The organism is Aeromonas sp. SrichE-2G (assembly GCF_017939565.1).
Taxonomy (GTDB): domain Bacteria; phylum Pseudomonadota; class Gammaproteobacteria; order Enterobacterales; family Aeromonadaceae; genus Aeromonas; species Aeromonas taiwanensis.
On sequence record NZ_JAGKRG010000004.1, the window covers coordinates 966,575 to 986,810 of the forward strand.

At 64.7% G+C, this 20,236-nt stretch carries 17 protein-coding genes; 9 read left to right on the forward strand and 8 right to left on the reverse strand.

What is annotated here, in order from left to right; genetic code table 11:
• Positions 1-9: 9 nt before the first annotated feature.
• The 4 genes from J9885_RS06390 to J9885_RS06405 all read right to left on the reverse strand — a co-directional run bounded on the left by J9885_RS06390 (position 10) and on the right by J9885_RS06405 (position 5,453).
• Positions 10-1,080 (reverse strand): amonabactin ABC transporter permease subunit 1, encoded by a 1,071-nt coding sequence (locus J9885_RS06390; RefSeq protein ID WP_210548483.1) that lies wholly within the window; start codon positions 1,078-1,080, stop codon positions 10-12.
• A gap of 11 nt (positions 1,081-1,091) precedes the next feature.
• On the reverse strand, positions 1,092-2,108 hold the full coding sequence (locus J9885_RS06395) for an amonabactin ABC transporter permease subunit 2 (RefSeq protein ID WP_210548484.1): 1,017 nt from the start codon (positions 2,106-2,108) through the stop codon (positions 1,092-1,094).
• 76 nt (positions 2,109-2,184) lie between these two features.
• Positions 2,185-4,158 (reverse strand): siderophore amonabactin TonB-dependent receptor, encoded by a 1,974-nt coding sequence (locus tag J9885_RS06400; protein WP_210548485.1) that lies wholly within the window; start codon positions 4,156-4,158, stop codon positions 2,185-2,187.
• Between the two features lie 59 nt (positions 4,159-4,217).
• Positions 4,218-5,453: an MFS transporter gene (locus J9885_RS06405; protein WP_210548486.1), complete on the reverse strand. Its 1,236-nt coding sequence runs from the start codon at positions 5,451-5,453 to the stop codon at positions 4,218-4,220.
• Between the two features lie 224 nt (positions 5,454-5,677).
• Between J9885_RS06405 and J9885_RS06410 the strand changes: the two genes are divergently transcribed.
• Entirely contained in the window at positions 5,678-6,430 is a 753-nt protein-coding gene (locus tag J9885_RS06410; RefSeq protein WP_210548927.1) for a hypothetical protein, read from the forward strand.
• A 3-nt stretch (positions 6,431-6,433) separates the two neighbouring features.
• Here J9885_RS06410 and J9885_RS06415 read toward each other — a convergent pair whose 3' ends face one another.
• The 3 genes from J9885_RS06415 to J9885_RS06425 form a co-directional block, all read right to left on the reverse strand.
• Positions 6,434-6,895: a DUF2919 domain-containing protein gene (locus J9885_RS06415; protein WP_210548487.1), complete on the reverse strand. Its 462-nt coding sequence runs from the start codon at positions 6,893-6,895 to the stop codon at positions 6,434-6,436.
• A gap of 125 nt (positions 6,896-7,020) precedes the next feature.
• Entirely contained in the window at positions 7,021-7,968 is a 948-nt protein-coding gene (gene corA, locus J9885_RS06420) for a magnesium/cobalt transporter CorA (RefSeq protein WP_210548488.1), read from the reverse strand.
• 448 nt (positions 7,969-8,416) lie between these two features.
• Positions 8,417-10,060 carry an electron transfer flavoprotein-ubiquinone oxidoreductase gene (locus J9885_RS06425; RefSeq protein WP_210548489.1) on the reverse strand — a complete coding sequence of 548 codons (1,644 nt, stop codon included), beginning with the start codon at positions 10,058-10,060 and terminating at the stop codon, positions 8,417-8,419.
• A 126-nt stretch (positions 10,061-10,186) separates the two neighbouring features.
• Here J9885_RS06425 and J9885_RS06430 point away from each other — a divergent pair, with 126 nt between their 5' ends.
• From J9885_RS06430 to aroG, 5 genes are all read left to right on the forward strand, one after another.
• Positions 10,187-10,936, forward strand: coding sequence for an electron transfer flavoprotein subunit beta/FixA family protein (locus J9885_RS06430; RefSeq protein WP_043761422.1), 750 nt, complete (start codon positions 10,187-10,189; stop codon positions 10,934-10,936).
• Positions 10,937-11,039: 103 nt separating this feature from the next.
• On the forward strand, positions 11,040-11,969 hold the full coding sequence (locus J9885_RS06435) for an FAD-binding protein (RefSeq protein ID WP_210548490.1): 930 nt from the start codon (positions 11,040-11,042) through the stop codon (positions 11,967-11,969).
• Positions 11,970-12,193: 224 nt separating this feature from the next.
• Positions 12,194-13,282: a 3-phosphoserine/phosphohydroxythreonine transaminase gene (gene serC / locus J9885_RS06440; protein WP_210548491.1), complete on the forward strand. Its 1,089-nt coding sequence runs from the start codon at positions 12,194-12,196 to the stop codon at positions 13,280-13,282.
• A gap of 170 nt (positions 13,283-13,452) precedes the next feature.
• Entirely contained in the window at positions 13,453-14,736 is a 1,284-nt protein-coding gene (gene aroA / locus J9885_RS06445; protein ID WP_210548492.1) for a 3-phosphoshikimate 1-carboxyvinyltransferase, read from the forward strand.
• 199 nt (positions 14,737-14,935) lie between these two features.
• Positions 14,936-15,991, forward strand: a complete 1,056-nt coding sequence (gene aroG / locus J9885_RS06450) for a 3-deoxy-7-phosphoheptulonate synthase AroG (RefSeq protein WP_210548493.1) — start codon at positions 14,936-14,938, stop codon at positions 15,989-15,991.
• 87 nt (positions 15,992-16,078) lie between these two features.
• Here aroG and J9885_RS06455 read toward each other — a convergent pair whose 3' ends face one another.
• Complete coding sequence (locus J9885_RS06455; RefSeq protein ID WP_210548494.1) at positions 16,079-16,801, reverse strand: TerC family protein; 723 nt, start codon at positions 16,799-16,801, stop codon at positions 16,079-16,081.
• Between the two features lie 117 nt (positions 16,802-16,918).
• Between J9885_RS06455 and J9885_RS06460 the strand changes: the two genes are divergently transcribed.
• From J9885_RS06460 to J9885_RS06470, 3 genes are all read left to right on the forward strand, one after another.
• On the forward strand, positions 16,919-18,034 hold the full coding sequence (locus tag J9885_RS06460; RefSeq protein ID WP_210548929.1) for an ATP-NAD kinase family protein: 1,116 nt from the start codon (positions 16,919-16,921) through the stop codon (positions 18,032-18,034).
• Positions 18,035-18,142: 108 nt separating this feature from the next.
• Positions 18,143-18,421, forward strand: a complete 279-nt coding sequence (locus J9885_RS06465) for a YfcL family protein (protein WP_043761173.1) — start codon at positions 18,143-18,145, stop codon at positions 18,419-18,421.
• Between the two features lie 99 nt (positions 18,422-18,520).
• Positions 18,521-20,185, forward strand: a complete 1,665-nt coding sequence (locus tag J9885_RS06470; protein ID WP_210548495.1) for an AMP-binding protein — start codon at positions 18,521-18,523, stop codon at positions 20,183-20,185.
• Positions 20,186-20,236: the final 51 nt, after the last annotated feature.

A 20,236-nucleotide genomic window follows, 5' to 3' on the forward strand; every position in this document is an offset into this window, starting at 1 on the left:
ATGGCATGGTCAGTCGGCCTTCTGGCGGTCTTTGACCAGGATGAAGAGCAGCAGCAGGCCACCGAGAATGCGGGTCATGATGCCGGTGGCCACCTCGTGGGGGCTGGCCAGCACCCGCACCAGGGTGTCGCTGGCGAGCAGCATCAGGGCGCCGCACAGGGCCGCAATCCAGAGCGGCACGATGCGATCCCGGCTGAGCCAGGAGGCGAGGATGGGGGCGGCCATGGCGATGAAGACCACGGGGCCGCCGATGGCGGTGCCGAGCGCCGCCACGACGATGGCCTGGGCCAGCACCCCGAGCTGTACCCGGTTCACATTGACCCCGAGGGTCCTGGCGGTGACGGGGCCGAGGCGCAGCACCCCGAGGGCGCGGGAGAGATAGAGGATCCAGGGGCAGACCAGCAGGATCAGGATCCCCACCGGCAGCACAGTGTTGTAGCCCTGGCCGACGAAGTTGCCCATGTTCCACAGGTAGAGGCTGGTGAGGTGCACCAGGGACTGGGTGGACATGACGAACTGGCCGACGGCGTTCATCAGCTCCGAGACGCCGATGCCGATCACCACGAACAGGTAGCCCTGCTCCCCCGGCTTGTTGCACAGGGCGTAGAGCACGACGGCGGCAAACAGGGCGCCGAAGGGGGCGGCCCACCAGGGCCAGGTGCCCAGGGTCAGGTAGAGGGAGAAGACGATGATGGCAAGGGATGCCCCCTCGTTGACCCCGATCATGTCCGGGGTGGCGAGGCGGTTTCGCACCAGGGTCTGCACCAGGCAGCCGGAGAGGCCCATGGCGGCCCCCGCCACCAGCACGGCGACGATGCGCGGCAAGCGGATCTTGAACACGGTCACCTGGTCGAGGCGGCTCCCCTCCCCGAGCAGGGTCTGGATCACCCCGGCCATGGTGAGCTTGCCCGAGCCCAGGGTGAGGGCCAGCAGGGAGAGCAGGGTGAGGGCGACCATGAGCCCGAGTGTGAGCCACCAGGCGCGGCGCTCCAGCAGCAGGCTGTGGCAACCGAGGCGCAGGCAAAGGGTGCCGCTGGGGGGGGCGTCATGATGGGGGGCACGGATCTGGGAGTCATGCATGGAAAGTCACCTTATTTGACGGCCAGCAGGGAGCGGAAGCCGCCGCTGCGCACCACCAGGATGAGCACGGGGGCGCCGATGAGCGCCAGAATGACGCCGTTGGGCAGCTCGAATGGCTGGATCAGCCAGCGTGCCAGGATGTCGGCACCGAGCAGGAAGAGCACCCCGAACAGGGCGGAGAAGCGCACCTGGATGGCGAGGCGCACCGGCTCCACCAGGCGGGCGCAGTAGGCGGCGAGGAAGCCGACGAAGCCGATGGGGCCGGCGATGGCGATGGCGCAGGCGGTGAAGAGCGTTGCGGCCAGGAGCACGCCGATGCGCACCCGGGTCGGCCGGATGCCGAGCGCCTGGGCCTGGTTGTCCCCCATCTGCATCAGGGTGAGCTGGCGACAGAGCGCCAGGGTCAGCAGCAGGGCGGCCAGCGCGAAGGGCACCACGGTCAGCACCGAATCCAGGCTGGAGGCAGCCAGTGACCCCAGGTTCCAGAAGCGGAACTGCTCCAGCACCACCCGGTTCGAGAGCAGCAGGAAGTTGGAGAGGCCGCCGAAGGTGGCGGAGAGGGCGACGCCTACCAGGATGAGCTTGAGGGGGTTGGAGCGCCCCACCACGAGGCCGAGGCCGAGCACGATGAGGTTGCCGAGCAGGGCCCCCATGCCGGACCAGAGCAGGTAGCCATAGGCGGACTCGACCCCGAACCAGGTGAGGCCGATCACCAGGGCGAAGACGGCGCCGGCGTTGACCCCGAGCAGGCCGGGCTCGGCCAGGGGGTTGCGGGTGGCGCTCTGCAGCATGGAGGCCGCCAGCGCGAGGCAGACTCCCACCACCAGGGCTGCCAGGGTACGCGGCAGTCGCAGGGTGTGGACTATCATGGCGAGTTTCTCGTCGGCCACGAAGGCGGGGTCGCCCAGCAGGAAACCGGCGACCTCGCGGCCACCATAGACACCGGCCCCGGTGGCCAGTGACAGACAAATCAGCAGGAGGAGAAGCAGCATGCCGAGCCAGAACAGCCGAGCTTGGTATCCGAGCACTCAATGACTCCTTGAATTCGGGGAAGCAGAAACGCAAAAAGGGAGCCCCGTTGCCGGAGCTCCCGTAGAGGGGGGATTACAGCTTGTAATCGACCCCGGCGTAGACGGTACGACCTTCCAGGATGAAGTCGGCGTCGGTGGCCACCTCGTCACGCTGGGTGTTGGTGAGGTTGGTGATGCCGAGCTTGAAGTCCAGGGCCGGGGTGACGGTCCACTTGGTGTTCACGTCCAGGGTCTGGTAGTGCTTGGAGGTGAACGCCTGGGCGTTGCGGGCCGGCACCTTGATCACCTGGCTGCCCACGTACTGCCAGGCCAGGTTGGCGCTGACCAGGTCGCTCGCCTTCCAGTCCAGGCCGATGTTGCCGGTGTGATCCGGGGTCTTGGCCAGATCGTCGCCCGTGCTCTTGTCCTCGGAGTCCAGCAGGGTCAGGTTGCCGGTCAACTGCACGTTGTCCAGCACGTCGACCCAGCCGGTCAGCTCCAGCCCCTTGATGCGGGCCTTCTTGACGTTGAGGTAGGTCATCACGCTCGGACGGTAGCCCGGGCCCCACTGATCGCTCTGGATCAGATCCTCGATGTCGTTGTGGAAGCCGGTCACCCCGGCCCCGAAGCGATCGGCCTCGTAGGCGGTGCCCAGCTCGTAGCTGACGGCGGTTTCCGGCTTCAGCTCCGGGTTGCCGATCACCTTGCAGGCGCCGCGGCAGGCGGTGGTGGCGAAGCCTTCACTGGACTGGGCCAGGGTCGGCGCCTTGAACGCCTTGCCGACGCCACCCTTGAGCACCCACTCGTCGGTCAGGGTGTAGAGGGCATAGGCGCGCGGGCTGAACTCGTTGCCATAGGTCTCGTGGTGGTCGAGGCGGCCGGAGAGGGTCAGGGCCAGATCGCCAAAGCCGAACTCGTCCTGCAGGTAGAGGGCGCTCTGGCTCGCATCCACGCTGCCGCTCGTGATGTTGCGGCTGTGCTCCAGCTCGGTCTTGCGCAGCTCTGCGCCTGAGGTGAGCAGGTGATCCCCGAGGTAGCCGCTGACCTGGCCATCCACGGTGTGGTTGGTCTGGGTGATGTCGGCGGCGCCACCGTTGAGCTGGGAGTCGTCCATCAGGTCGGTCTGCTCGAAGTAGTAGCGGGCCCGGCTGTCGAAGTGCTCCCAGCGGCCGTTGTGGGTGACCCCCAGGCTCAGGCGATCCAGCTTCTGCACGTTGTGGGGAGTGGCCGGTGCGGTCGCGGCGCGAGGCACGTTGTTGAAGTAGCTGTCCATGTCGTTCTGGTTGTAACCCAGATCGAAGTCGATGTCCTGGTTGTCGGCCACCAGCCACTTCAGGCTGGAGAGCACGTTGACCACTTCCCGTTTCTCCAGGGCGTCGGCGTCCGGGTTGTTGGACTGTTCGCTCTTCCAGCGGTCGCGCTGATAGCCTTCCACCACCACGCTGCCCAGCAGCTTGTTGTCGATGAGGGCGCCGGAGACGAAGGCGCTGCCCTGGTTGGCGTCACCGCCATCCCCCTTGGTGGGCATGGTGTGGGTATAGCCGACGGCCGCCTCGGTCTTCTCCCTGGCCTGGCGCAGGATCACGTTGACCACGCCACCCAGGGCATCGGCCCCGTACAGGGAGGAGACGGGACCGCGGATCACTTCGATGCGCTCGATGGCGGCCATGGGGATGGAGCTCAGATCGAAGTCGTTGCCAAAGGAGCTGCCCAGAGTCTCGCGGGCGTTGACCCGCTTGCCGTTGACCAGCAGCAGGGTGTAGTCGCCCCCCATGCCACGGATCTTGATCTCGTTGCGACCGGTGGGGTTGGTGGCAATGATGTTGACGCCCGGCACGTGCTTGAGGGCATCGCCGATGTTGTTGACGTTCATCTTGTCCAGATCGGCGCGGGTCACCACGGAGACGCTGGCCGGGGCGGAGAACTCGGTGTGCTTGGTCTGGGTGGCGGTGACCACCATGGTCTCGTTGGCCTTGACCGATTCTGCCTGGGCCAGGCCCGGGGCGGCCAGCAGGCCGAGGGAGAGCAGGATCGGGTTCAAGCGAAATACGCCATGCTGCAACTGCATTGTCAAAACTCCATGAATAAAACCGAGGTTACGGGGTTGGGCAAGGTGGGCCCGGGTGCTCACTGACTTCCTTGTCTGGCAGTGCCAGAGGCAGGATTGTTGTTATCTCTTGTGCTCTTCAGGCCGCGGATGAGGAGCCAGACACCGGCGCAGGCCAGCAGGCCGCAGGCGATGTTGATCCAGGCCAGGGTGGCGAAGCCGTGGAGGGAGCCATGTTCGTCCGACACCAGGTATCGGGCGGAGAGCAGGCTGCCAATCCCGGCAGCCACATTGGTGACCGTGCCCTGGAAGGACATGAAGGCGGCGCGCTGGTGGGGGGCCGGAATGGCCGCCGTGATCGCGAGGGTGGTGCTGGCGCGGGCCGAGCTCAGGGCCATGAAGAGGGTGAACAGCAGGTAGACGGGCAGGCCCGCCGGCAGGGCGAAGCCAAGCAGGGTGACCAGGGCCAGCAGCAGGCTGGTGATGAGGATGGCCCCCTGGGCCCGGCCGCTGTCAATCCAGCCGCCGCACAGGCGCATGGTGGCCATGCTGGCGAGGCCGCCGCACAGATAGAGGGCGGCGATCTGCTCGCGGGGGAAGGCGAGGTTGAACTGGAAGTAGTTCGCAAAATGCGGGATCAGCAGGAAGTGGCCGAACATCTGCAAGCAGAGGATGGCGAGGGCCCCCTGGCAGAGCGGTGAACCCAGCAGCTGGCGCAGCCCCTGGCCATGGGGGGCGCGGCTGACCGGCAGGGACGGCAGCCAGATGGCGCACAGCAGGGCCAGCAGCAGGCCGCAGGCGCCAAACAGCAGGAAGGGGCTCTGCCAGCCGAGCCACTGGGCCAGGGTCAGGGCGACGGGCACCACCAGGATGGCGGCCAGGGAGAACGCCATGCCCACGTAGGCGAGGCGGCGTCCGCGCTCGCTTGGGGGCACCAGATCCAGCACCGCCGCCATCAGGATGGCGGAGAGCGGCCCGGCCACGCAGCCGGACAGGATGAAGAGCACCAGCAGGGTCTGGCTCTCCTCTGCCCAGGCGCAGGCCATCAAGAGCACGAAGCGCAGGGTGAGCAGCGCCATAAGGGCGGGTTTGCGATTGACCCGATCGAGCCAGGGGGCGGCGATGAGCCCCATCAGGGCCGCGGCCAGGGTGGCGCCGCCGCTGAAGTCTCCGGTCTGCTCCGGCAGCATCCCCAGGCTCGTCACCAGATCCGGCCCAAGGGGCATCACCATCATCATGCTGCCCATGGAGAGCATGTTGATCAGCAGCGCCAGATGGATGGCTGCAGGGGTGGAGACGACGGATTCTGGCTTCATCAGAGGCTGACTCGAAAAAATGAGTCCGAATTGTATCCGAGGGTTTTTGATGTGACAACAAATGATAACCATTTTTATTTGTATTGAGTGGTTCCTTAATGAGTCTTTCGCACGGGGCTGCTTCAGGGCTCACAGAAGGGGCATTCGAACCGCTCATTGCATTCGCGGTGCCATGGCCCATGATGGCAAGGTGCAACGATCACGACGAAGAGGGAGAGGTGATGATGAGAGTCTGGCGAGGGTGCTGGGTGCTGTACTGCTGCGGGCTCTGGGCACTGCCCCTGCGGGCCGAGGTGAAGGTGGTGCCTGTCTTCGAGGCCGAGGCCATGGTGCAGACCCTGAAGGAGCTGTATCCGGATCTGGGGGTGAGCGCGATGGGCAACCAGCTGGTGCTGAGCGGCAGCGCGGCTCAGTTGCAGGAGGCGGAAGCGACCCTGAACCAGCTCAACCAGCCCCCCCAGAGCCTGCTGATCGAATGGCGGGTTGACGGCGCCTCCAGCAGCGGGCAGGCGGGGTTAGGCATTGGCAACGACAATCGCAAACGTCAGTGGCTGATAGAGGGAGGGGCCCGGGATTACCAGCGCACCCAGCAGGACAACTGGCAGGTGCGCGGTCTCTCGGGGCGGCCCGTGCTGTTGCAGATGGGCTCTTATCAGCCGGTCACCTTCTACCAGTGGCAGGGGGGGCGGGTGGTAGGCATGATGCCGCTGGTGAGCGGTCTCTACGCCACCGCCACCCTGATAGGAGACAGGGTGCAGGTGGCGCTCAGCAGCGAGCAGGCGAGGCTGGAGCGGGGCAACATACGCACCGGCCAGAGCGCCACCGAGGTGAGCGGTGCGCCGGGCCAGTGGTTGACGGTGGGGGAGCTGTCCACCACCGGAGGAAATCAGGCAGCTGCGCTCTCCAATCCATCAGGCATCGGGGTGAGCCGTGACAGCGAGCGCCAGACCCTGCAGATCCGGGTCACGCGCCAGTAAACCTCAATGGGGTTGGTCCACGGCGTAGTCACGCAGCTGGCGGCTTCTTAGCAGGTACCAGAGTGCCCAGAGGCTGGCGATGAGCACCAGGGCGGTGGGCCAGCTGAACGACCAGTGTTGCAGGTTGAGGCTGTGCAGCTGCATCACCAGGCCGCTCGCGGTGGAGCAGAGCAGCAGGGCGCGGCTGTGGCGCCTGAGCCAGGCGCGCGGGCTTCGGGTCTGGCGATAGGTGCCACCGCAGGCGAGCAGGGCCAGCATGGCGGGCACGTCGGTCAGCAGGCTGAGGTAGAGGGTGATCCTGTCCGGGTAGAAGAGGGTCAGGATGGCGCTGCCGCTCTCGCGAGTGACGCCGGCCATCAGGAAGAGCCAGACCGAGCGGGTCAGCAGCAGGGCGATGGGCCAGAACCAGATCGGCGGGCGCAGCTGGCCGTGATCGTCGTAGCGGTGTTCGGGGTAGAGGGTCATGGTTGCCCGGTCTTCGCCTGGATAGTGCAAGTGGTGGGACGGATATGGGGCGGGAGCGGGCCCTTTGCAAGGCGTGGGGGGAGAGGGGAATTAATCGGGGGGCCTAGCCCCCCAATCCAGATGTGTTACAGCCAGCCCTTGCGCTTGAAGAAGAGGCCGGTGCCGAGCGACGACATCACCATCAGCACCAGGGACATCTGATAGCCGTACTCCCAGGCGAGCTCCGGCATGCGGCCGAAGTTCATGCCGTAGATGCTGGCGATAAGGGTCGGCGGCAGGAAGATGACGGCGGCTACCGAGAAGATCTTGATCACCTTGTTCTGCTCCAGGTTGGTTACCCCCATGGAGGCCTCCAGCTGGAAGTTGATCTTGTCGAACAGGAACTGGGTGTGGGGCAGCAGGGACTCCACGTCGTGCAGCATCTCGTCGATCCACTTGTTCTGCTCGCTCGTCATGCGCTGGCGCAGGCTGCGTTTGAGGAAGCGCAGGGCGCGGCGGGTATCGTGCAGGGAGAGGCGGATCTGGCCGTTGGCCTCTTCTTGGGCCATCAACTCCTTGAGCATGGGGTTGATCTGGTCCGGCTCGAAGATCTGATCGGCGGTGTTTTCCAGCGTCTTGTACCCATCCTCGATAAGGTCGGAGAGGTATTCGACCTTGAGATTCTGCACCTCCAGCAGGATGTCCAGGGCATCTTCGACTTCCAGCCTGTCCTGGCGCATGTAGTGGCGCAGCAGGCGCACCAGACCGATGTCATCCTCGCGGATGCTGATCAGCAGGTTGTTGCGCAGGGTAAAGGAGACGTGGACACCCTTGGTGTCGCGGCCGATGCGCTGGGGGAACAGGGAGTGAATGTGCAGACCGTCGGTGTCCCAGTAGAAACGGGCGGACGCCTCGATGTCATCCAGCTCTTCCTTGTCGGGGACCTCTTCCAGGAACAGGCCCGTCAACCATTCTCGCTCCGCTGTATCCGGTTTGTAGGCATCCAGCCAGACGGTGTTGTCGGGGACGATGTCGTCCGGCCCGAGCGTGACTATGTCCAGCACCTTGTTGTTGAGAATGTAGGCGGTGATCATCTGTCCCCCCTTAAGAAGTCATGGGTAATCAGGGATGGTTGCACAGGTTCATGCGGCCTTAGATCGCACGGAAAGCGATCCCATGAAATAGCATAACGAGGCCGATGGACAACCTGAATGCGGCGAACTATACAGGGGCGGGCCTCGCTTGTCAGGGCCTATTCATCGGGGGTTCAGCCTGTTTGCTCAAAAAAACGGCGAGGTCGGAGCAGCGGATCCGGCCCCGAAAGCGCGGATCTTTCCCTCGCTTTTCTCCACTTCCCTGGCCGCTACCATCAGCCTGCGGCGTGGTTGAGTCCAGACCCCGGGACGGCGCGGGGCCCAGTTGCTTTCACAGATTGGGGTAGTTGGGGCCGAAGCCGCCCTGGGGCGAGGTCCAGACGATGTTGCGGGGCTGCGCATGCTTGACAGGGCCGTCCCCCTGATGCCTCAGGCCGGCCCAGAGCTTTTACATATTGGGGTAGTTGGGGCCCGAGCCGCCCTGAGGCGGGGTCCAGACGATGTTCTGGCTGGGATCCTTGATGTCGCAGGTCTTGCAGTGAATGCAGTTGGCGGCGTTGATCTGCAGCCTTGGCCGCGTCTCCCCATCCAGGATCTCGAACACCCCGGCCGGACAGTAGCGCTGGGCGGGTTCGGCCCAGGTGGGCAGGTTGACCTCGACCGGAATGCGCGCGTCCTGGAGTGTGAGGTGGCAGGGTTGATCCTCGTCGTGGCTGGTGTTGGCCAGATAGACCGAAGAGAGCTTGTCAAAGCTGAGCCGTCCGTCCGGCTTGGGATAGTCGATGGGCTCGCAGCGGCTTGCCATGCGCAGCTGGCGATAGTCCGGCTCCCGATCCTTCAGGGTGAAGGGGGAGGCGCGGGTAAAGAGGCGCTGCTCCAGCCAGTTAAAGGCACCGCCTAGCCAGGGGCCGAAGCGGTGCAGGGCGGCGCCGAAGTTGCGGGCCGCCTTCAGCTCGCTCGCGAGCCAGCTCTGGTGCAGCGCGTCGTTGAATTCGGCCAGATCCCGTCCCCCCTCGTCCCCGCCGCGCAAAGCCATGGCGACCGTGCTCGCTGCCAGCATGCCGGACTTCATGGCGGTGTGGATCCCCTTGAGGCGGGAGAAATCCAGGGTGCCGGCGTCGCAGCCGATGAGCAGGCCGCCGGGGAAGTGCATGCGCGGCAGGGAGTGCCAGCCCCCCTTGGCGATGGCGCGGGCGCCGTAGCTGATGCGCTCGCCCCCCTGCAGGGTCTGGGCGATCAGGGGGTGATGCTTGAGGCGCTGGAACTCGTCAAAGGGGCTGAGCCAGGGATTCTGGTAGTTGAGGTCGACGATGAGGCCGACCGCCACCTGATCTTGGGCCAGGTGGTAGAGATAGAAGCCTCCCTGGCTCTTGTTGCCCCTCTCCTCACCCAGGGGCCAGCCGCTGCCGTGCAGCACCCGGCCGGGGTGGGACTGGCCGGCAGGCACCTGCCACAGCTCCTTGAACCCGATGGCGTAGTGCTGGGGCTGGATGGCGCTCTCCAGGTCGAACCGGGCGATCAGCTGCTTGCCGAGGTGGCCGCGGGCCCCCTCGGCAAACAGGGTGTAGCGACCATATAGCGCCATGCCGGGCACGTGATCCGGCTTGGGGTTGCCCTCCTTGTCGAGGCCAAGATCGCCGGTCACCACCCCTCTTATCCTGTTCGCTTCCACGATCAGCTCGCTCGCGGCGAAACCCGGGTAGATCTCGACGCCGAGGGCCTCGGCCTGCTTGCCGAGCCAGCGGCAGAGGTTGCCGAGACTGATGATATGGCTACCGTCGTTGTGCATGCGCGGCGGCACCGCCCAGTGGGGCAGTTGCAGGGCGCGGCTGTCGTTTTGCAGCAGGTGGACCTGATCATCCGTTACCGGCACGCCGAGGGGCGCCTCCTGCCAGCTGTCCGGCAGCAGCTCCTTGAGGGCGACGGGGTCGAGCAGGGCGCCGGAGAGCAGGTGGGCGCCGATCTCGGCCCCCTTCTCCAGCAGGCAGACCGAGAGGGTCGGTGCCTGCTGCTTCAATGCGATGGCGGCGCTCAGGCCTGCCGGGCCGCCACCGACGATGACGACATCAAATTCCATTGCTTCGCGTTCCATCTTGCCTCTGCGCTCGACTTGGCCTAGGGTAGTGCTGGTAGTTTACGTAAACGTAAACCACTTTGTCAGCAGAAAAGTGAGTGGCGACAAAGTGGACCCACACAACAGGTACGAGGGATGACCGCCATGAAGCTGCTGGTCGCAGTCAAACGGGTCGTTGATTACAACGTCAGGATCCGGGTCAAGGGTGATGGCTCCGATGTGGAGCTCGCCAATGTGAAGATGGGCATCAACCCGTTTTGTGAAATCGCGGTGGAGGAGGGGGTCAGGCTGCGGGAAGCCGGGGTGGCGAGCGAGCTGGTGGTGGTGACCTTCGGCCCCGAGGCCGCGGCCGAGCAGCTGCGCCACGCCCTGGCCCTGGGGGCGGATCGGGCGCTGCACTATATCACCGACGAAACCCTGACTCCGCTCACCGTGGCCCGGGCCCTGCAAACGGTGTGCGGGCAGGAGCAGCCCGATCTGGTGCTGCTCGGCAAGCAGTCCATTGATTCTGACAACAACCAGGTGGGGCAGATGCTCGCGGCCCTCAATGACTGGCCCCTCGCCACCTTCGCCTCCGCCGTCAGGCTGGTGGAGGGGGAGTTGCAGGTGACTCGCGAGATAGACGGCGGCCTCGAGACCCTCGGCATGGCACTGCCCGCCGTGGTGACCGTGGACCTGCGCCTCAACGAGCCGCGCTTTGCCTCGCTCCCCAACATCATGAAGGCCAAACGCAAGCCGCTGGAGAGCCAGCCGTTTGTGGCCCTCGGGGTCGAGCCGGCCGGCCAGACCCGGCTGCTCGGGGTGATGGCCCCGCCGGTGCGTCGGGCCGGCATCAAGGTCGGCTCGGTGGACGAGCTGCTGGACAAGCTCAAGCACGAAGCCGGGGTGATCTGATGGGGACGGGCTGGAAGAGGAAGCTCTCCACAGGGAACGCCGCCTTGGGCGAAACAAGGACCCAGAGGGGGACAGGATCAATGGATGACATCAAGGTGCTGCCATGAGCGTACTCGTGATTGCGGAACATCATCAGGGGCGGATCGCCGACAACCTGGCCCAGCTGGTTACGGCGGCGGGTCTGTTGGGGGGCGAGGTGCATGTCTTGCTGCTGGGGCTGGGGCTGACGGAGGCCGGCGAGCAGGCCGCCTCCCTTGAGGGGGTGAGCCGGGTGCTCCTGGCCGAGCACCCCATGCTGGCGGAAGAGTTGAACGACGGGGTCGACAAGCTGCTGGTCAGCGTGGTGCAGGACTACCGGCACTGCCTGATGGCGGCCAGCAGCCAGGGCAAGGACCTGCTGCCACGGGTGGCGGCCAGGCTCGGGGTGGAGATGATCGCCGAGGTGACCGGCATCGAGGGGCCAGACACCTTCCTGCGTCCCATCTATGCGGGCAACGCCATTGCCCGGGTGGCGAGCTCGGCCCCCATCAAGGTGCTCACCGTGCGGTCCACCGCCTTCGCCAAGACGGCGTCCGGCAGCACACAGGCGCAGATAGAGCGGCTGCCGGTGAGCGAGGTGGCGTGTCGCACCCGGCTCATCGAACGGCGCGCGGTGCGCTCGGCACGGCCCGATCTCGCGGCGGCCCGGGTGGTGGTCTCCGGCGGGCGGGCGCTCGGCTCCAGGGAGCAGTTCGCCCTGATTGACGCCCTGGCCGACAAGCTGGGGGCCGCGGTCGGCGCGTCCCGGGCGGCGGTGGATGCGGGTTTCGTGGCCAACGATCTGCAGGTGGGGCAGACCGGCAAGGTGGTGGCACCCGAGCTCTACATCGCGGTCGGCATCTCGGGGGCCATCCAGCATCTGGCGGGCATGAAGGAGTCCAAGGTGATCGTCGCCATCAACAAGGACGCCGAGGCGCCCATCTTCCAGGTGGCAGACTACGGCCTGGTGGGGGATCTCTTCACCCTGCTGCCGGAGCTCACCGCCAAGCTGTAAATTTGCTACAAAGGGGCGAAGAAAGCCGTCCGTGCTGTCTCGCCCCCGTTTCCATGCATATTCTCTGCAAGCCCTGACCCGTTCAGGGCTTTTGTCTGAATGGTGCCCGGTGGCACCGGGGCAAAAGCTTGCGCCAGATCCCAAAAAGCCTTTGCCCCCACGGGGGCCTGTCGTGTAAAAACGTTCGAGTCATCGATCACACTCATCCACTCACGGAAAGCGTCATGAGCAAACAGATTTACAACTTCTGCGCCGGCCCCGCCATGTTGCCGGTTGAAGTCATGGAGCGCGCCCAGCGCGAATTTTGTAATTTCCAGGGGCTGGGAGCCTCGGTCATGGAGCTGTCCCACCGCGGCAAGCCCTATATGGCGGTCGCCGAGAAGGCCGAAGCCGATCTGCGGGATCTGCTGGCGGTGCCGGACAACTACAAGGTGCTCTTCATGCACGGTGGCGGCCGCGGCCAGTTCTCCGCCGTGCCCATGAACCTGCTGGGCGGCGCCAACAAGAAGGCCGATTACCTTGTGACCGGCGTCTGGGCCCAGAGCGCCGTGGATGAGGCACAGAAATATGGTGACATCCAGACCTATCAAGGGGTTGCCAAGAACGAGCAGGGCGTGTCGCACCTGCTGCCGACCCCGGCGTTTCGCGCCGACGCGGCCTATGTGCACTACTGCCCGAACGAAACCATCGACGGCATCGAGATGTTCGACATCCCGGCCACCGGCGACGTGCCCCTGGTGGCGGATCTCTCCTCCACCATCCTCTCCCGTCCCCTCGACGTCAGCCGCTTCGGCATCCTCTATGCGGGTGCCCAGAAGAACATCGGCCCCTCGGGCCTGGCCATCGCCATCGTGCGCGACGACCTGCTGAACCAGGCTCGTGCCGACGTGCCGTCCATCTTCGATTACCAGCTCACCGCCAAGAACGATTCCATGTTCAACACCCCGCCCACCTACGCCTGGTATCTGGCCGGCCTGGTGTTCGAATGGCTGAAAGAGCAGGGGGGCCTGGCGGCCATGGAAGCGCGCAACAAGGAGAAGGCCGACTTCCTCTATGGCTACCTCGATCAGTCGAGCTTCTATGGCAACAAGGTGGACGCGGCCTGCCGCTCCCGCATGAACGTGCCGTTCCAGTTGAAGAACGAGGCCCTGGACAAGCTGTTCCTGGCGGAATCGGAAGCGGCCGGCCTGCTGGCGCTCAAGGGGCACCGCATCGTCGGCGGCATGCGTGCCAGCCTCTACAACGCCATGCCCCTGGAAGGGGTCAAGGCGCTGGTCAGCTTCATGGATGAGTTTGCCAAACGCCACGGTTGAGGCGTGTCTCCCCATTGCCAGACGCCGGGGACTCCCCGGCGTCTGTTTTTCAGGCCTATCCTGACCCCGGCGCCCGGGTCCCGCAGTTGTACCACCGCCGAACTTGCCGTGCGGGGCGCGGGCTGTTAACGTCCGGTCAGGTGATTTACTTGAGATCGTACAGGAAGTCTATGAATTCGTTGCGTTTGGAACCCATTTCTAGCGTGGCCGGGGTAGTCAATCTGCCTGGCTCCAAGAGTGTCTCTAACCGGGCCCTGCTGCTGGCCGCCCTGGCGCGCGGCACCACCCGGCTGACCAACCTGCTCGACAGCGATGACATCCGCCACATGCTGGCGGCGCTGACCCAGCTCGGCGTGAAGTACAAGCTCTCCGCCGACAAGACCGAGTGCACCGTGCACGGACTGGGTCGCAGCTTCGCGGTGAAAGAGCCGGTCAATCTGTTCCTCGGCAACGCCGGCACCGCCATGCGCCCCCTCTGCGCAGCCCTTTGCCTGGGCTCGGGCGAGTACACCCTGGGGGGCGAGCCGCGCATGGAAGAGCGCCCCATCGGCCATCTGGTGGATGCCTTGCGCGAAGCGGGTGCCCATATCCAGTATCTGAAGAAAGACGGCTATCCGCCCCTGGTGGTGGATGCTAAGGGTCTCTGGGGTGGTGACGTGCACGTGGACGGCTCCGTCTCCAGCCAGTTCCTGACGGCGTTTTTGATGGCAGCCCCCATGGCGGCCGGCGACACCCGCATCCACATCAAGGGGGAGCTGGTATCCAAGCCCTACATCGATATCACCCTGCACATCATGAAGCAGTTCGGGGTGGTCATCGAACACGACGACTACAAGGTGTTCTACATCAAGGGCAACCAGACCTATGTCAGCCCGGGCGACTTCCTGGTGGAAGGGGATGCCTCCAGCGCCTCCTACTTCCTCGCGGCGGGCGCCATCAAGGGCAAGGTGCGGGTCACCGGTATCGGCAAGCACAGCATCCAGGGGGACATCCACTTCGCCGACGTGCTGGAGAAGATGGGCGCCCGCATCACCTGGGGTGACGACTTCATCGAGGCGGAGCAGGGGCCGCTCAAGGGCATCGACATGGACATGAACCACATCCCGGATGCGGCCATGACCATCGCCACCACGGCGCTGTTTGCCAAGGGGACCACCTCCATTCGCAACATCTACAACTGGCGGGTGAAGGAGACCGATCGCCTGCACGCCATGGCGACCGAGCTGCGCAAGCTGGGTGTGGAAGTGGAGGAGGGGCACGACTTCATCACCGTCACCCCGCCAGAGCAGCTCAAGCATGCGGCCATCGACACTTACAACGATCATCGCATCGCCATGTGCTTCTCCCTGGTGGCGCTGTCGGACACCCCGGTCACCATCAATGATCCGGGTTGTACCTCCAAGACCTTCCCGGACTTCTTCGACAAACTGGCCAGTATCAGCCAGGCCGTTTAAGCCCGTCGGGCCCGCCTTGGTGCGGGCCTTTTCGTTTCTGCTCCCCGCCAGCCTCCCGCCCCATTAGCAGCATTGTTTAAACTTGCAAGGTCGCGTAACAAAATTCTTTTCATGAGGATGTAATTTTCTATTTACACCGTCCCGGCAGAGGGCTAGATTGGGATCTCTTCATCGCAGTCATCTAGCAGGAAACTTGGTCATGCAGCATCAAACCGACGACGTACGTATCAGTGAAATCAAAGAGTTATTGCCCCCGGTTGCGGTGCTTGAGAAGTTTCCGGCGACCGAGACCGCATCAAATACCGTGTTTGAATCCCGTCAGGCCATCCACAACATCCTGGCCGGTGAGGATCAGCGCCTGCTGGTGGTGATCGGCCCCTGCTCCATCCACGATCCGGTTGCCGCCCTGGAATACGGCAAGCGCCTCAAGGTGCTGCGCGACGAGCTGAAAGATCAGCTGGAGATCGTGATGCGGGTCTACTTCGAGAAGCCGCGCACCACGGTCGGCTGGAAGGGACTGATCAACGACCCCTACCTCGACAACAGCTGCCAGATCAACGATGGCCTGCGCCTCGGCCGCAAGTTGCTGCTGGATCTCAACGATCTGGGGCTGCCGACCGCCTCCGAGTTCCTCGACATGATCACCCCGCAATACGTGGCGGATCTGATGAGCTGGGGGGCCATCGGCGCCCGCACCACCGAGTCCCAGGTGCACCGCGAGCTGGCCTCCGGTCTCTCCTGCCCGGTGGGTTTCAAGAACGGCACCGACGGCACCATCAAGGTGGCCATCGATGCCATCGGTGCCGCCAGCGCGCCGCACCACTTCCTGTCGGTGACCAAGTACGGTCACTCCGCCATCGTCTCGACCGCCGGCAACCCGGACTGTCACATCATCCTGCGCGGCGGCCGCGAGCCGAACTACAGCGCAGCCCACGTGGGTGAGGTGGTGAAGGGGTTGGAGAAGGCCGGTTTGCCCCAGAAGGTGATGATCGACTTCAGCCACGCCAACAGCAGCAAGCAGTTCAAGAACCAGATGCTGGTGGCCGAGGACGTGGCCGGTCAGCTGCGCGCCGGCAGCAAGGCGGTGTTCGGCGTCATGGTGGAGAGTCACCTGGTGGAAGGGCGTCAGGATCTGGTGGATGGGTGCGAACTCACCTTCGGTCAGAGCATCACCGATGCCTGCATCGGCTGGGCCGATACCGAAGTGTTGCTGCGCAACCTGGCCGATGCGGTGGCCACCCGCAACGCACTCTGAGCCTATGGGCGGTGCGCCCATGGCAATGAACACAATAAAAAAGCGCGACCCGGGGTCGCGCTTTTTGTTGGCTATTGAAGAGGGGGCTTACTTGGCCCGCTCCTGGTGGCCACGCAGGCGGATGTTGATCATCTCCACCACCAGCGAGAAGGCCATGGCGAAGTAGATGTAACCCTTCGGAATGTGCAGATCCAGCCCCTCGGCCATGAGGGCGACCCCGACCAGAATGAGGAAGGAGAGGGCCAGCATCTTGATGGTGGGGTGGGTGTCGACGAAATCGCCGATCGCCTTGGCGGCAAACATCATGACGCCCACGGCGATGACGATGGCCAGCACCATGACGGGCACGTGATCCGCCATGCCGACCGCGGTGATGACGGAGTCCAGGCTGAAGATGATGTCGAGGATGGCGATCTGCACCAGGGTCGACAGGAAGCCGGCGGTCTTGCTCACCGTGCTCTGCTCATCGGCGGCCCCTTCCAGGCTCTGGTGGATCTCGTGGGTACTCTTGGCGATGAGGAAGAGGCCCCCCACCAGCAGGATCAGGTCCCGTCCCGAGATGGCTTCCCCCAGCACGCTGAACAGCGGCTCGGTGAGGCGCATCACCCAGGCCAGGGAGAGCAGCAGCAGGATGCGGGTACCCATGGCGAGGCCGAGTCCCAGGATGCGCGCCTTCTGGCGTTGTGCTTCCGGCAGTCGCCCCACCAGGATGGAGATGAAGATGATGTTGTCGATACCCAGCACGATCTCGAGCAGGGTCAGGGTGGCGAGCGCGACCCAGGCGGAGGGGTCCGCAATCCATTCCAGCATGATTGAACCTTGGTTGAACAGTGGTTGAGGTTGAAGTCGCGCATTTTAGCAGGGGGTCATGGCTTGTCCCAGTGGCGGGAAAAGATAAAAATGGCGACCAGTCAACGGGAGGACAACATGTTTCGATTAGGGCTTATCATCAACCCCATCGCCGGTATCGGCGGGGCCGTCGGTCTCAAGGGCAGCGACGGCATGGTGGCCGAAGCGCTGGCACGAGGGGCCGTGGCCAGGTCTCGGGAGCGGGCCCGTCAGGCGCTGGCGCCCCTGTGTGAACTGACCACGCCGTTCGAGCTGCTGACGGTGGCCGGGGAGATGGGGGCCGACCTTGCCGCCGAGCTGAATCTGCCCCACCGCATCGTTCATCAACCCGCCGCAGTGCAGACGAGCGCCGAGGACACCCGTGCCGCCGCCCTGGCCCTGCGCGATGCCGGGGTGGATCTGCTGCTCTTTGCCGGCGGCGACGGCACAGCCCGTGACATCTGCGCCGCCGTGGGGGAGTCCTGCCATGTGCTCGGCATTCCGGCGGGGTGCAAGATCCACTCCGGGGTCTACGGGGTGACGCCGGCGGCGAGCGGCCGGGTGGCGGCCAGGATGATCGCCGGCGAGCTCCTGAGCCTGGTGGATGCGGAGGTGATGGACATCGACGAAGAGGCGTTTCGGGCAGGCAAGGTCCGTGCCCGCCATTACGGCCAGCTCCTGGTGCCCGGGGATCTGCGCTATGTACAGGCGGTCAAGCAGGGGGGCAAGGAGTCCGAGGAGCTGGTGCTGGCGGATCTCGCCGCCGGCGTGGTGGAGCAGATGGAGCCCGATACCCTCTACCTGATGGGGTCGGGGAGCACGGTGGCGGCCTGCATGGCGGAGCTTGGTCTCGAAAATACATTGCTCGGTGTGGATCTGGTGGAAAATGGCCGGCTTATCGGGCAGGATCTGTCCGCCGCCGAGATCCTGACCCGGATCCGCGGCCGTCGCTGCCGGCTGATCATCACCCTGATCGGCGGTCAGGGACATCTGTTCGGGCGCGGAAATCAGCAATTGAGTCCAGAGGTGATCCGGGCCGTCGGGCGAGAGCATATCCAGGTGCTCGCCACCAAGACCAAGCTGGCGGCACTAGAAGGCCGTCCACTGCTGGTGGATACCGACGATCCTGCACTGAACCGGTCGTTAAGTGGTTATCTGCGCATAACCACGGGATACAAGGACCAGGTCATCTACCCGGTGGCCAACCCGGAATAGGACATCAAGGATGCGGCTGGCCTGGCGCCAGAGAGCCGCGATCAACCGGATCGCGGTTCCACTCCCCCGAATTTTTTGCCGGCAACCCCGGAAATGAGGCTGCGTTAAATGACGATTCACGATTTTGAACACAAGTTGTTGGGACTGATCGACGCCATGGTCGCTACGGCCAGCGAAGACGAACTGTTTGCGGGCGGCTATCTGCGTGGCCATATCTCGCTGGCGGTCGCCCGGGCCGAGCTGGAGGGCAAGACCCTGGTGCGGGACGTGAAGAGCTATGTGCTGCGCAGCCTGAACGAGGCCATCCTGCAGGGAGAGCTCTCGGAGCAGGACGAGGCCCTGGTGCAGGAGATGTGGAAGCGTCTGCAGCAAGAGGCGGAAGCTTGATCCCATTCGCAGTTCAAACACAAGTTTAAGTATTCTGCTTCCCTGAGTGTTATCAAAAGGTTAATAATGAGGCTCGCCTTTTGTTTCAGGGATTAAACCATGGCCTCCTCCTCACGCATTGCCACCAGACTGCCGCTCGAGATGCTCTATCACTGGGAGCGGCAGTGTCCCGACCGAATCTATCTTCGTCAGACCATCCACCGCGAATACGTCGACTTCACCTGGGGTGAGGTCGCCGACGAGGCGCGGCGCATGGTGGCGGCACTGCGTGCGCTGGGACTGGTCTCCGGCGACAAGGTAGCCCTGCTCTCCAAGAACTGTGCCCAGTGGTTCATCGCCGATCTGGCGATGCAGATGGGGGGCTACGTGAGCGTTCCCATCTATCCCACCGCCAACGTCGACACCATAGAGTACGTGCTGCGCCACAGCGAGGCGAAGGCGATCTTCGTGGGCAAGCTGGACGACTGGAAGAGCCAGGAGGCGGGGGTGCCCGGCGATCTGCTGCGCATCGCCTTGCCCTATGAGACCATGCCGGCGGCGCACCAGTGGGACGATCTGCTGGCGCAATACGACCCCATTCCGGATAGCCCGGTGCAGGCGCCGGATGCCCTGCTGAGCCTGGTCTACACCTCCGGCAGCACCGGCAAGCCCAAGGGGGCCATGCTGAGCGTGGAGCGCTACGCCTGGTCTTGCGAGAAGCTGGTGGAGGCGGTCGCCCTCACGGCGGAGGATCGCGGCTTCTCCTACCTGCCGCTCGCCCATATCACGGAGCGGGTCTACATCTACGGCGGCAGCCTGTTCAGCGGCGCCACCATCGCCTTCCCCGAGTCTCTCGACACCTTCATCGAGGACGTCAAGCGCTGCCGTCCCACCGTCTTCATCTCGGTGCCGCGGCTCTGGGCCATGTTCCGCATCAAGATCCACGAGAAGCTGCCCCAGAAGAAGCTGGCGCTGCTGCTCAAGATCCCCCTCGTCTCCGGCCTCATCAAACGCAAGCTGCAGCAGGGGCTGGGGCTGGATCAGGCGCGGGTGCTGGGCTGCGGCTCGGCCCCCGTGGCCCCGGCGTTGCTGGAGTGGTACCACAGTATCGGCCTCGAGATCACCGAGGCTTGGGGCATGACCGAGAATCACGCCTTCTCCACCCTGAACTTCCCGTTTAGGGCCGACAAGATTGGCACCGTCGGCAAGGCGGGGCCCGGGGTGACCATCCGCATCTCCGACGAGGGGGAGATCCTCTGTCGCTGCGAGGGCATGATGATGGGTTATTACAAGGATCCCGAGCACAGCCGGGAGGCCATCGACGCCGACGGCTGGCTCCATACCGGCGACATGGGCAAGCTGGACAGGGAGGGCTACCTCACCATCACCGGCCGTATGAAGGACGTCTTCAAGACCGCCAAGGGCAAGTACGTGGCCCCGGTGCCCATCGAGGGGATGCTCGGGCAGGAGCCCATCATCGAGCAGCTGTGCGTCATCGGCTACGGCATGCCGCAGCCGGTCGCCCTGGTGCAGCTGGCCGAGAGCGCCATGAAGGCCGACAGGGCCGGGGTGGACGCCCAGCTGGAGAGCGCCCTCAATCGGGTCAACGACAAGCTGGAGTCCCATGCCCGCCTGCGCGGCATCCTGGTGGTCAAGACGCCCTGGAACATCGAGAACGGGGTGCTGACCCCCACCATGAAGATCCGTCGCCACCTGTTGGAGCAGAAGTACGCGGACATCGGCGAGCGCTGGTCCGGTGCCCAGCGCATCCTGTGGGAGTCCTGAGAGGGGCCGCGAGCGTTGCAAGACAGATGAAAAAGGGGAGCCGATGGCTCC